Here is a 12,905-nt window from a genome sequence, read left to right on the forward strand (position 1 = left end):
ATGTCACGAGGGCCCCACTCGTCGTCCGCTGGGGCCGGGCCAATCTCCGTTGCAGCCGCCGGCGACGGCGCATGGGGCCGGCCACGGCCGCGCGGATGAGTGTTTACCGTTTGATCGCCGGCTTTTAGGCGGTGCGGCCCGGTATTTGAGATTAATTTGGGTAAAAGTTACCGATTTCGGGCGCTTCAGCGATTCCGCTTGTTGTTTCTATGCAACCGTCAAGACGCTGACACGAAGGAATGGTGGGATAGAAGCGTCCAAAAAACAGTCGTCAAGAAGTCAAAAAAAGACGTTAAAACAAATACTTATAACTCGTCCCCACTTTCATTATTTCTAGTTCTGGAAAAGCTTATTTCTTTATTTGCAGATCGCGCCCCTAGGGTACACCCCTAAACTCACGGTTCCCAAACGGGCAACTATCCGGGCGCGGCCAGCAGGACCGATGGCGCTCCCGGACGGTTGCAGACCGTTTATGAACAAGGTCGCGAGACCTGCCTCTTTTTAGAAGGGAGCTCCACGAATGAACAAGACTCTGATCGTTGCAGCAGCTGCAGCATCGTTCGCTACCGTCGCTCACGCGCAAAGCAGCGTCACGCTGTACGGCGTGCTGGACGCAGGCATCACCTACACGAGCAACGTCCAGCCGGCACTCGGCCAAGCTGGCAAGTCGCGTTGGGCGATGGGTTCGGGCATTGACCAGAGCCGTTTCGGCCTGCGTGGCTCGGAAGACCTGGGTGGCGGCCTGAAGGCAATCTTCACGTTGGAAAGCGGCTTCGGCATCGGTAACGGCAAGCTGGGCAACAACGGCGGCATGTTCAACCGTCAAGCATTTGTCGGTCTGTCGAGCCAGTACGGCACGGTCACGCTGGGTAAGCAGTATGACGCAACGCAAGACTACCTGGCGCCGCTGACGGCAACGGGCTCGTGGGGCGGCACGTACTTCGCGCACCCGCTGAACCTCGACCGTCTGAGCACGACCGGCGACGTCGCAGCGAACAACACCATCAAGTTCACGAGCGCGAACTACGCTGGCCTGCAATTCGGCGGCACGTACTCGTTCTCGAACAACACGAACTTCGGTAACAACCGTGCGTACAGCGCAGGCGTTGCATACCAGTTCCAAGGCCTGAAGCTGGCGGGTGCATACTCGCAAGCCAACCTGGGTGACGGTACGAACGCAAACGGCGCGACGTCGTCGGCAATCGGTGGCGTTGCTAGCCAAGGCCGCGTCCGCACGTACGGTGCTGCTGCTGGTTACGCATTCGGCCCGGCACAAGTCGGCGCTGCATGGACGCAAGCACGTCTCGACAACAACGCAGTTGGTCTGGGCACGCTGCGCACCGACAACTACGAAGTCAACGCAAAGTACAACCTGACGCCGGCTCTCGGCCTGGGTGCTGCTTACACGTACACGAACGCGAAGATCAACAACGGCAGCACGCACTGGAACCAGTTCGGCCTGCAAGCTGACTACTCGCTGTCGAAGCGCACGGACGTCTACGCACAAGCTGTGTACCAGCGTGCAGCGAAGAACGGCATTGGCGCATCGATCTACAACGGCGACAGCTTCAACAACAACCTGCCGAGCTCGTCGATCAACCAAACCGCAGCAACGGTTGGTCTGCGTCACCGCTTCTAAGCGTGACAAGCGGGGTAACCCGCTTCGCAGTATCGAAAAAGGCGCCTTCGGGCGCCTTTTTTTCGCCTGTCGAATACGGCGACGACGGTGCGTATCGCCCGGACGCAAAAAAACGAGGCTCAGGGCCTCGCTTTTTGTTTGGTATGGCCGAGGTACGCTGCCGGCCCGCAGCGGCGTCAGCGCGTGTATTCGCCGTTGGCTTCCGGCTGGAACACGATCGCCGCGACCTTCATCAGCTTTTCGACGCCGCTCGGCTGCAGCACCTTCACCAGTTGCCCGCGTTGCGTGCCCAGCAGCGCCATGCCGACCGGCGAGAACACGTTCAGGCGTCCGAGTTCGAGATTGGCGGCGTCCGGATAAACAATCGTCCAGGTGGCCTGTTCCTGGGACGCTTCGTCGAGCAGCGTGATCTGCGAGTTCATCGTGACGACGTTCGCCTTGATGGCGTCGGGCTGGACGATGTCCGCGCGCTCGAGCAGCGTGTCGAGCATCGCCTGGAAGCGCGGGTTGTGTTCAGCGTGCTTCTCGAGGCGAGCGACGTCGACTTCGCTCAGCTGGTAAAGGCGTTGTTTCATGGCAGTTCTCCAAATGATCGGCAGGGGGCAGGCGTGGCGTGCCTATGGGGATCGCCCGGAGCCTGTCTGACCTGGCTCCGGGAGGAGACAGTGCCGTCAGATCAGGCGCCGGGCAGGGGCGAGCGGCGCCTGGGCCGTGCGTCGAACGCAGGGGGGCGCCGGATGACCGGCGCGCATGCACACGCCGGCGGGGCCGGACGGCGAAACCGAAAGAGGCGTGGGCGCGTGCATGGTGGATAGGGTACCGACGGGTGAATAAAGCCTTACGATTCTACAACACAACCTTCCGGATCGGCGATTCGGGCGTCGGCCTTCCGTCAGGCATTGTTGTGGAAATGCTTTAAGTGATGGCGATCCAGTGAGGCGGCGGCGGTGGATATTTTCCAAAAACGCAACGCTGTATGTTCAAACCAAGGGTTTCCCCTTGGTATCGCGAGCACTACACTTGATTCCATCGCTTCAGACAGTCCTGCCGGGAGCGACGCCAAAACAGAACACATTTCGGAGGTCCATCATGAAGTCGATCATCTACGCAGCGATCGCTGCATCCGTCCTTGCCGCCCCGATCGCATCGTTCGCACAGTCCGAGCAGGGGTTGACCCGTGAGCAGGTCCGGGCCGACCTCGTGCAACTCGAACAGCACGGCTACAAGCCGGTCGCGAGCGATTCGCAATATCCGCAGGACATCCAGGCCGCGGAACAACGGATTCAGCCGAACCAGCCGATGCTCGCCCAAGCCGATACGAGCGGCTACGGTGCGGTGGCGACGAGCGCAGGCCAGTCGGGCCGCCGCGTCACGCGTGAAGCCCCGAATCCCGTGAACTCCGTCTACTTCGGCAACTGAACATCCCGGGTCTGCCCGAGCACAGCATGTGACCGACGGGACGCGCGGCGCTAGCGCGCGTCTGCGTCAGTAGAGCAGAACCTCCGTCGCCGCATTCCGGCGGCTTTTCCGCCCAGACGCTCGCGCGTTTGGGCCTTTTTCGCTGGAGTGGATCAGACGGACGTGACCGCCGGGGTGCCGTGGATATAGTGTTCCAGCTGGCTGATCGTGAATTGCTGGTCGGCAATCACGCTCTTCACGAGGTCGCCGATCGAGATCAGGCCGATCAGCTTGCCGCCGTCGAGGACGGGCAGGTGGCGCATCCGATGCTCGGTCATCAGCGCCATGCACTCGTCGGTGGATTGCGACGGTTCGACGTAGCGCACCTTGGCCGTCATGATTTCCTCGACGCGGGTGGCTTTCGACGAACGGTCCTGCAGCACGACCTTGCGCGCGTAGTCGCGCTCGGTAACGATGCCGGCGATGTCGTCACCGTCGACGACCAGCAGTGCGCCGATTCCCTTTTCGGCCATCAGCTTGATGGCGTCGTAGACGAAATCGGTTTTCGTGACGGTATAGATCGTGCGGCCGGAATCCGGCTTGGCTTTGAGAATTTGCGCGACAGTCGTGCTCATTTGCTTTCTCCGTGTGCGGGACGATGCAGGGAAGGCAGGGCGTGATGCGCGGCACCCGATGGGCCCAGTATAGCCGGGCCGACTGAGGCAGTCGCGTGACGTTTCCAGATTAGCGGTAAACTCCGGTCACGCACTATCCACACAACTCCTACATTCCTGATCGTTTCGACTCAATTCATGATGTCTTCGCGTCCCCAATCGCCCACGCCGGGCAATGGCCAGGCCGACGAGTGCGTGACGCTCGTCGCCACCGCGTCGCTGCCCACGCGCTACGGTACGTTTACGTCGTACGCTTTCCGCGTATCGGGCAGCGATGCCGAACATCTCGCGCTCGTGATGGGTGACGTCACCGGCGAGCAGTCCGTGCTGGCGCGGCTGCATTCCGAGTGCCTGACCGGCGACGTGTTCGGCTCCTACCGCTGCGATTGCGGCGAGCAGCTCGATCTCGCGCTGCGCTACATCGCGGCGGAAGACCGCGGCGTGCTGCTGTATCTGCGCGGCCACGAAGGGCGGGGCATCGGCCTGAGCAACAAGATCCGCGCCTACGCGCTGCAGGAGCAGGGGCGCGATACCGTCGAAGCCAATCTCGACCTGGGCCTGCCCGACGACGCCCGCGAATACGACTCGGCCGCCGCGATCCTGCGGATCCTCGGCGTGACGTCGGTGCGCCTGATGAGCAACAACCCGAAGAAGTTCGACACGCTCGTGAAGCACGGCATTCCCGTCTGCGAACGCGTGGCACTCGCGGTGCCGATGCGCGAGGAAAACGAGCGTTATATCCGGACCAAGCAGGTGAAGTTCGGGCATTACTTCGAAGAGAACGAGTAACGTAATCAAGGGGCTCTGCGGAGCCCCTCGATCTTTAAGACGGATAACCGCCAACTCCCCGTGGATAAAGGCTCTGAGCGGAAAGTTGCGTTTCCGTTAAGATGCATCGTCACTTGACGAAACGTAAGGAAACTTGGCACTCTGGCGTAACATTTCTACGGGCTGATCGGAAAAGCTACGCTGCTCGATCGGCCATCGAATAAAACGTACGCTAGTTTCGCATGAGATTCGACGCCCGCACTGCAAGCAAGCTGCCGCCCGGCCAGCACCTAACCTTTGACGGCTTTCCAGGCCTGCGCCTACAAGCGAGCGAAAGCCGCCGCTCGTGGATCTACCGCTACAAGTCCCCTATAGACGACCGCATGCGCCAGGTGAAGCTGGGCAAATGGCCGGCAATGGGATTCCCTGCCGCGATCGCTGAATGGGAACAGAGGCGCTCGGCACGCGACGGCGGAGCCGATCCTGCGGCCGAAAAGCGAGAGAAGCGCCAAGGGATCGGGACAACGCGCGCGATCGGCGCCTATACGGTCAAGCAGGTGTGTTTCGACTATCTGGCCGGCTATATCTCGAGCCCAATCGCAAAGAGAAGGGTGTGATCGAGGTCGGGCGCATGTTCAAGTCGATGTTGGCGCCAATTGCGGGTCTGCCGGCTGCCTCGATCACGCGCGCGCAAGCCTTCGAATTCCTCGATTCCTACCGCGCGACGCCCGCGGTAGCGGCCAGACTCCGAATGGAACTTGGTGGCGCATAGGACTATGCGATGGACGCGGGTCGCCTGCCCGACGGCACACCGAACTGGTGGCGAATGATTCTGCGCGGCAAGCTCCGCAGCAAGGGCCGTACGATCGACGGCGTTGCGATGGGCACAAAAAAGCGCGTGCTGACGGAGGATGAGACGGGGATTTTGCTGCGCTGGCTTCCGAATATTAGCCTCACGGTTTCGGACGCAATTACGCTCTATCTTTGGACCGGCGCACGTGGAGGCGAGATTGTCTCCATGGAGCGGCACGAAATCGTGGAAGAATCGGACGGTCTTTGGTGGACCGTGCCGAAAGAAAAGACGAAAAACTCGTGGCGTTCGAAGGCGGGAGATTTGCGTGTGCCGCTAGTTGGTCGCGCGGAAACGGTTGTTCGGCGGCGGATCGACCAGGCCGTGAACGGGTTTATCTTTCCGACGTCGACGGGCGAAATGATGAAGCAGACCGTGATTCAGCACGGCATCTACTATCATCAGCCGTACTGCAAGCAGGTGCCGAGTCACAACCGACCGCGATGGCTGGTCACGCACTGGTCGGCTCACGATCTGCGTCGGACGACCCGAACTTTTTTGGCTGCGCTTGGATGCCCGCACGATGTGGCCGAGGCTGTCTTGGGACACATACAGCCTGGAGTGACTGGCGTATACAACCGGCACCACTCTGATTGCGACCGCCGAGATTGGCTCATGCGATTGTCACAGTTCCTTGACGAGCTCGCGCTCCGGTATCCGACGAAGTGACCTGTATAAGGCTGGACTAGACCACACAGATACCCACTATCAACAATCGCCAATAGGTGAGGCCAACGATGTTCACCCGACACAAGCTCGTAGAAGCGGCGCTCCATGAGGTTGCGAAACTGAGAGCCAGCAACTTCGCCGGCGACGATGACGTAGTCTTACGATTACTCAACGCCTATACAGGCGCTGATTCCGTGGCCGACTACTTGTGGCAAGAGCTCCCGATTAACTATCACGTCGAGAATGTGGCTGATTTGTTGAGCCTTTGGTGCTGGCGCACAGACGATAACGGCGCATTGATTATGCGCGCAGTGGAGCGTTGGATTGTTGAGTGCGCGGATGAGAGCAAGATTAAAGTGGCCCTAAGTATGGACGCGTACCCATTTATCGACCCGGACGTTTGCATTGCAAACCTCAAAAAGGCGGCTACGGCTTTTCCTGCGCTCCACGCTCGGTGCGAGAAGATCATCTCGGACAGATTGGCTCAAAGGCACTCGCAGGGCCCAACCTGCTAGAGTCTACTTTGGGTCGGCCACCGTCTATCGTGTGAGGCGGTCGTCGGCCAATTTCAGACGTTAGACGCGACCACTTAATTGGTCGACAATTGGATCTACCTCCTACTTGCGCAACATGCTCGGGTACCGACATGAAATCGCTGTCCCCTTCCGATTGTTCGACGTGGCTGAAAAACGAAGAATGTATTGAAGCGCCGTACGGGAAGGCCGGACTAGGCCACAGATCGTATTTTCAATTCGCAGTGCCGAAAAACGATGGGGCAGCTTCCGTGATTGTCGACGGCATTCGCAGCTATCTTGAACCGCCGAGAACCTGTTTGCTCCAGGTCACGGATTGGTCGAGGTATGGGGAGCTTGAGAATTCACTATTGGAGGAAATGGAATCGACATGCTCCGGCAAGCTAAACCCGTGGGACGGCTTTGGCCAACTCTTCGAGGCCAGCGAAGCAGATGACATGCTTGGGTGTTGCGCCACAGTGCTTCGTTGCAGCATGAGCGCATACATCTACATACCGCTAAGAGCCACATTTCTTCTTTGGGAGGGGGATCTTGTCGATGTTTGGGCTAGCGCATCTGTGGCACGGAATCAGTTTCTGCAGCGCTTAAGAAGCGAAGGGGTACGCATTACAAGCAGCTAAATGGTGACTGCACAGATGTTTAGAAGCGAATGAACGACGGCTATCGGTCGATACCACTGATCGCAGTGGGTCGATGATTGCCCTTGATGAGGTGACGGCGATGTCACATCAGGCGTGATCTGATGCTGACTGAGAGGTCGGGTCTTGGCTTGCGCATGTGACCTTGCGGCGCCGGTTGCTATGGCCGGTATTGGGAGGAGGCGCGAGATCCGATTCAGGGCATGCCTCCGCCCAGGCTTCAACTTCGCGCGTCAGCCAAGCCACCCGGCGGTCGGAAAGCAGCCGCGGCTTCGGAAATTTTCTCTCGCGTACCAGTTTCTGGACGGTCGCTTCCGATAGCGAAAGCGCGATTGCCACTGCAGGCAAGTCGAGGTAGAGCGGCTTTATTGTGGTTGATGCGGGCATGCTACGATCCCTCAGTCTTAAAAAGATTTACTGATGCGATGCAAAAGAAATTTGTGATGCGCGGGTACGAGATGAACTGCGAGCCGCGCGTGACGGAGGACGGCAAGTACGCCGCCCAGGTCGAGGTAACGAAGGTGGGATTTAGCCGGGAAGCAGCGTTTCGGCAGCTTGGCGAATTCGCCACGGAAGATGAGGCGGTCGAATACGCGAAGAACTTCTCAGTGGAGTGGCTTAGCCGCTACGGATAAAATGAATCGAATGTCCTCGCGAGCCAAGTCCATTGCACCCATATTCGATATGGGTGGCGCAGCTAATGCAGCCAGCTTCTTACGTTCCGTGCCCGGACTCGCGCTGATTATCCCGAGGGTTGCATACGCGTGCGGTGACGGTAGCTGTGTGGCAGGTCTTGCGATCTACATGTTTCTCGGATTGGCCGCAATCTGGCTTGTCTTTAGCGTCTTCATGTTCTGGTGCTTCAGAAAGTATCGGATGCGCAAGCGACTCGGATTGACGCTGCTGATCGCATTCGGACCGCTTATTTGGCTCGTGATCGTGATTCTGGCGGAGCTGCTGCAAGGCCTGTTCAATTGATGCTTCGGGCGGTACCCTAAATGCGCACCGCGTCTGCGGTGTGACCTTCGAGGATGGCGTGCACGATCGGGCCGCTGAAAACGATTGGGCGTTCTGTCATGCTACGATGCCTCGAAATCGGAGTCGGTCATGGATCAAAATTGCTTTCGTGTGGGTGATCACGAGTACAGGTTTGATGCAGTGCCATTGAGCGATGGTGGATGGACGACATGCAGAGGCCATGGCGCATGACTTGGCAAAAAAAGCACCTCGACGAACCTCACGAATAGGTGATAACGACATCTACCACGCGTCCCTGGACGCCGACATTGCGTAGCGCATCGTTCGAGCGCGCAATCGAGCCGGCTACGGCATTGATATAGGAGCCGATGCGAATGTCGCTCGGCACTGAAATCGCCCGAATGTTCTGTCACTACAGCCCGTCGGTGATCGCGGGCAAGACGGTCCAGCAGTCTTCGCCATTTCCAGGCTTTACGGTGGTAATCCATTGTCCCTGACCGATACGGGTATCCTGAGTTAGTCGCTGGCCTTTGTAGTTGTCACTATTGGTCTCAATATAGATTTTGTCTCCATAGCACAAAGGTTGACCAACCTTGTTTGGGTCCATTTGCTTGACGAACCACCCTTCGCTATGGGCGTAGTTGCCTTGAACGTAGTTCTTGAAATAGTAGCAATCGTGAGAATCTTTCCATGCGCCGAGGAATATGTCGGCATCCACATCACTCTCCTGCGTGACTATGAACAACAGCGCACCATCTTGTACCTGACTCGAGTCATCGAGTTGAGATGCTTGAGATGCCTGGAAAGAAAGTGTCGCCTTGGTGTTGTTACCGATCGTTGGGAAGTACGCTGCGAGGTTGAGATCCACCGCGAAGGCCATCAAGCTGCCAGGCAAGTTCGGACCGATCTTCATGGCCCGTGAAGCGGTTGATACGTATCGATTGTTCCCATTCCTGAGCAGGATGAGGTCGCCAAACTTGACGGGATCACCGATCTTCCGAGTTACATTCAGAAAGCCGACGTCACCTGCATCCGTGCGAGGCTGCTTCAGCGTGAGCGCATTCTCGAAGGTTGGCGCGCTGCTGGCTCGCTGACCGAAAGACGTCAGCTGGCTATCCTGTCCTAGCCACTTCAATGTCGTGGCAATCACCGATGTATGGTCGAAAGGTACGTCCGTCGTCGAGCGAAACACTGTGCTCTTTTGTATCCACGGAGACACGAGGATAGTCGGAACCCGGGCCCCATAGCGCTTGAAGTCAAATCCATTCGTGGAGAAAGCGGGCGGGGTTTCCCATGGGGACAGTGCCTTGGGCGGTGCTACGTGGTCGAAGGAACCCACAAATTCGTCGAACGTGATCAGAAGCAGCGTCTTGTTCCAAGCATCCTGATTGGCGATCAGGCTCGCGTACACATCCTTTACGAAATTCTCGGCAATAATCATGTTGCCCGGTGGATGGTAGTCGTTTCCAATCTGGGTGACTAGGTTCTGGACTTGCGCGATCGCTCCATCGTTGGTCGCGTCATGAGAGATGGTCCAGATCGGCTCGATGTAACTGAACTTCGGCAATCGGCCCACCCGAGCGAGCTTATGAAACTGGTCGAGCGTTTTGAAACATTGGTCCACGCCATCGATCTTCTCGAGCGACTGCTGGAACAATCTCCGGGTATAGGTGGACGCCCCCCTTCCGTTGGTCAACTCACCGATGTAGTCGCTGTACTTTCCAAGCCATTCGACTAGGGCTCGCAGTCCATCTGCTTCGCCCGGGGGCAGCAACTTGAAAAGATCTCTTAGCATAGAGACGGCGGAGGCCAAATTTGCGATTTTTTGAGGCAGATAGCTTGTCTGCCAGAACACGGCCCAGTCGTGGCCTGCCGTATTCAACGCATTGAAAATCGTGTCCTCTGGAAAGCGATCGTCGCCAATGGCAAGCCCGAGACCCGCGAATAGCTTGCCGCGATCATCGGTCTCAAGCTGTCCATTGTTAACGAGCCCGTGCGACGTCCCGGTCAAGAGGAATGCCCGGTTCGGGTTGGTCTGCGACGGCACCGAAGCGAACCAGGCATCGCACACTGCGTAGTGCCGGGCGAGTTGACTCAATACGGGAAGCTGCTGCTGGGTGTACGTCTGCATGATCGTTGGGGCTGTCTTCTGGATATCCTCGTCTTTGTAATTCTTGATCCTCATCACGTTGACGAAGTCTTGCAGGACGCCGGTCATTGTCGCAACATCTCCCGGGCCCGGCTTCTTGCTCCCGAAGAGCTGCATATTGACGTGCTCGAATTCCTCGCCGGGTGCCACACTCGGCACCGAAAATCCCTGGGCGCCCCGTACGGGTGGCGACGACAGGCCGTTGTCCGCAGTGTTGATGAACTCTTTCAAGTTGAGGCCTGACAAGCCCCGGAATTCGTCCCCTCGTGTCGCTTCTGGAATATTTAGTGTCGGCGCATCATGCTCGTACAGCCAGCCCAGCAAACTGTCGAATGACCGGTTCTCAAGCATGAGCACGACGATGTGCTCGATGTTTTCCATTCCCATATCTGTTTCTCCTTCATTGTCCATGTGTCACGTTGGTCTATTCGTGTCGCATAAGAGCGACTTCAACGCAGTAGAGAGTTTTCGCGACAGCGTGGCGACAAGAAATACGGTGAGACATGTCGCGAGGTCGTTCCGTCGAGTTACATCAGCAGGTGAGATTGAAGAATGCGCTTTCTTGGGGGAAGGGAGGTGAAGAAAGACTCTAAAAATTGGCAATCATTGTTTCTTTTAATGAAATTAATCGATGCGCATCGCGCTAACTCATGTTGGTATCGTGCTAAGTGCGAGTGTTGATCGCAATATTGAAATAATCAATCGTATTGCTGTCCGATTTGGCTTGTTTTCCGGCTCCATGAGGCGGCCGCCGGAGTTCGGAAAACGAATCGCACGGTGTCAGAGAATATCGGCAGAGTCGGCGGCTGAAATCGAGTGAGACGGTTCAATAACGACACCCCGTTAGAATTGCGAGGTTTTTAAACGGAGCTCAGGGGCGTAGGCTTGATGTGCCGGAGCGTAGCGGTTCTGGCGATAGCATACTTCGCTACCCGACCTCAAAAGTCGAATCATATCGGATTTGCGTTGAATTTTATGATTGGAGGAAATAATGCCGCAACCTACGATAATGGTGTGGGGGAGTGTTGATGAAAATGGAAACAAGATAAATGGGTCGGATAATTTTTCCGTTGAATCAAATGGAAATGGTAGATACAAAATCTATTTCAATTGTGGATATTCAGCGGTTCCTGCGGTTGTCGCGAGTCAGAACGGCTACGGTCAGGACGACCAATCCAATCTAGATGGGGTGGTCGTTCCGTTCGTTAACCAGAGTTATTGCCAAATCAATACCGGCAACAGTATCGCCACACATCTTCAAAATCGGTCCTTTGCATTTATCGCGATTGGCACGTAACTGGTGTTGACATCTATTCGCCTAAGGTGAGATATCGAAACACCCCGTCGCATACCTAGTCTAAGCGGTGTTGCTGAGATCGACCAGTTACCCTAACTGGTCGGTCAAGCCAGATCGTTCATTGATGCTGTGCGCACAGGTTGCCAGTGCCCTGGCGATCCGGCAATCTGCGTTGACTCCAAAAAAGACTTATAAACACGTTCGCGTTTCGCTATATTGACGACGTCGGGCGAGAGGTGCGCCCGAATGAAGCCCGCCGGATATCCGCGCGGGCTTTTTGATTGGAGCTCACTGTGCCAAAATTGCCAATCGCGATCACAGTGCTGGTGTTGCTGACTGCATGTACCAGCAAAGACGATGCGGCGTGGTTACTTCGCGGTTACCCGATTCACGACGTTCAGATCGGCGGATACGTGCCCCTTGCATGCGATGGGGCAAAGCGGATGGGGCGCCGCTACTCTGCGACGGACAACAAAACAGGGGCTCGCGTTGAAGGCGTACTATGCGTCAATCTGTTCAACAACATTACCGTAATAACTGAGGTCGAGCAAAGCAAGTGACCGCTCTAACCATATGATTGCAAGCCCGCAAGGTGAAAACCTTGCGGGCTTTTTCATTTGCTTGCTGCATGTCTGTCCGGATGCATCCCAATACGGATTGAACGACGCCACGCGCATGAAGCCGTGCGCGGCTGCGCGTGCGCATGCGGCTTCCCAAGCACCGTGGTCGGGCAGATAGAAGGCGATCAAATCTTCGGGCGTGGGCGATGGTGCGACCGGATGCGCCAGACAGCGCGTGAATTCGAAGTGGTAGTCGAGCCCTTCGCGTCCGAGCATGGCGCCGGAGAAGCCGTCGTGATCGTCGAAGCGCGCGAATACCGACAATTCGAACGCGTCGCGGTACATGCGCTCGGTTCGGGAGAGATCGGCGACGGGGCGGGCGATGCGCAGGTGGGCGTGCATGACGACGTCGGCTGTGCGTGACGGTTCGCCGATGATAAGCCGCTGGGGCGCGGTGAATGTGCCGGATGGCAGGGAGTTTTGATATGTCCCCGATAAACCACGCAGGCAAGAAAAAGCCCGCTACTGGAGCGGGCTGAATCCATGTTTGGAGACATGGAGGAGACAGATGTAACTTTAAGGGAAAACCCGAAGGATGGCAAGCCCTAGTTGTAATTGTGCAACGCAGCGCTGACGGCCTTTCCTGGCAAGGGCAGGGCACCGCGTATCGCGGCCCTTCCCGAGATCCGACGTTCCCCCATGTCCTGCCACGGAGCATTTGTTCTTCGACCCACCGGCCGCCGCGTATCCGC

Annotated in this window: 12 protein-coding genes and 1 pseudogene; 8 read left to right on the forward strand and 5 right to left on the reverse strand. The window is 57.3% G+C overall.

All coding sequences use genetic code 11. The features are described from left to right. The first annotated feature begins 520 nt into the window (after positions 1–520). Positions 521–1,639 (forward strand): porin, encoded by a 1,119-nt coding sequence (locus tag ACVK00_RS09715; RefSeq protein ID WP_124604464.1) that lies wholly within the window; start codon positions 521–523, stop codon positions 1,637–1,639. Between the two features lie 176 nt (positions 1,640–1,815). Here ACVK00_RS09715 and ACVK00_RS09720 read toward each other — a convergent pair whose 3' ends face one another. Further along, complete coding sequence (locus ACVK00_RS09720; protein WP_166724745.1) at positions 1,816–2,214, reverse strand: GreA/GreB family elongation factor; 399 nt, start codon at positions 2,212–2,214, stop codon at positions 1,816–1,818. A gap of 514 nt (positions 2,215–2,728) precedes the next feature. Between ACVK00_RS09720 and ACVK00_RS09725 the strand changes: the two genes are divergently transcribed. Further along, a complete protein-coding gene (locus ACVK00_RS09725) occupies positions 2,729–3,058 on the forward strand; it encodes a DUF4148 domain-containing protein (RefSeq protein WP_228908055.1) in 330 nt (109 codons plus the stop codon). Between the two features lie 152 nt (positions 3,059–3,210). On the opposite strand, the gene ACVK00_RS09730 is transcribed toward ACVK00_RS09725, so the two are convergent. Then, positions 3,211–3,672, reverse strand: a complete 462-nt coding sequence (locus ACVK00_RS09730) for a CBS domain-containing protein (protein WP_006761840.1) — start codon at positions 3,670–3,672, stop codon at positions 3,211–3,213. A 177-nt stretch (positions 3,673–3,849) separates the two neighbouring features. Between ACVK00_RS09730 and ribA the strand changes: the two genes are divergently transcribed. From ribA to ACVK00_RS09745, 3 genes and pseudogenes are all read left to right on the forward strand, one after another. Next, positions 3,850–4,500: a GTP cyclohydrolase II gene (gene ribA, locus ACVK00_RS09735; protein WP_006752576.1), complete on the forward strand. Its 651-nt coding sequence runs from the start codon at positions 3,850–3,852 to the stop codon at positions 4,498–4,500. A 221-nt stretch (positions 4,501–4,721) separates the two neighbouring features. Further along, positions 4,722–5,998 (forward strand): annotated as a pseudogene (locus ACVK00_RS09740) (tyrosine-type recombinase/integrase). A 68-nt stretch (positions 5,999–6,066) separates the two neighbouring features. Then, complete coding sequence (locus tag ACVK00_RS09745; RefSeq protein ID WP_284891416.1) at positions 6,067–6,513, forward strand: hypothetical protein; 447 nt, start codon at positions 6,067–6,069, stop codon at positions 6,511–6,513. 746 nt (positions 6,514–7,259) lie between these two features. Here ACVK00_RS09745 and ACVK00_RS09750 read toward each other — a convergent pair. Beyond that, positions 7,260–7,556 carry a helix-turn-helix transcriptional regulator gene (locus tag ACVK00_RS09750; protein WP_284891414.1) on the reverse strand — a complete coding sequence of 99 codons (297 nt, stop codon included), beginning with the start codon at positions 7,554–7,556 and terminating at the stop codon, positions 7,260–7,262. 38 nt (positions 7,557–7,594) lie between these two features. On the opposite strand from ACVK00_RS09750, the gene ACVK00_RS09755 reads away from it, so the two are divergent. Together ACVK00_RS09755 and ACVK00_RS09760 are read left to right on the forward strand one after the other, a co-directional pair. Then, positions 7,595–7,804, forward strand: coding sequence for a hypothetical protein (locus ACVK00_RS09755; protein WP_284891412.1), 210 nt, complete (start codon positions 7,595–7,597; stop codon positions 7,802–7,804). 1 nt (position 7,805) lies between these two features. Then, positions 7,806–8,147: a hypothetical protein gene (locus ACVK00_RS09760; protein ID WP_284891410.1), complete on the forward strand. Its 342-nt coding sequence runs from the start codon at positions 7,806–7,808 to the stop codon at positions 8,145–8,147. Positions 8,148–8,559: 412 nt separating this feature from the next. Here the strand turns inward: ACVK00_RS09760 and ACVK00_RS09765 are convergent, their stop codons facing one another. Then, positions 8,560–10,707 carry an alkaline phosphatase family protein gene (locus ACVK00_RS09765; RefSeq protein WP_284891408.1) on the reverse strand — a complete coding sequence of 716 codons (2,148 nt, stop codon included), beginning with the start codon at positions 10,705–10,707 and terminating at the stop codon, positions 8,560–8,562. 580 nt (positions 10,708–11,287) lie between these two features. Between ACVK00_RS09765 and ACVK00_RS09770 the strand changes: the two genes are divergently transcribed. After that, positions 11,288–11,593, forward strand: coding sequence for a hypothetical protein (locus tag ACVK00_RS09770; RefSeq protein WP_284891406.1), 306 nt, complete (start codon positions 11,288–11,290; stop codon positions 11,591–11,593). Positions 11,594–12,093: 500 nt separating this feature from the next. On the opposite strand, the gene ACVK00_RS09775 is transcribed toward ACVK00_RS09770, so the two are convergent. After that, on the reverse strand, positions 12,094–12,555 hold the full coding sequence (locus tag ACVK00_RS09775) for a VOC family protein (RefSeq protein ID WP_284891404.1): 462 nt from the start codon (positions 12,553–12,555) through the stop codon (positions 12,094–12,096). Positions 12,556–12,905 lie beyond the last annotated feature (350 nt).

This window comes from Burkholderia sp. PvR073, from assembly GCF_054055695.1.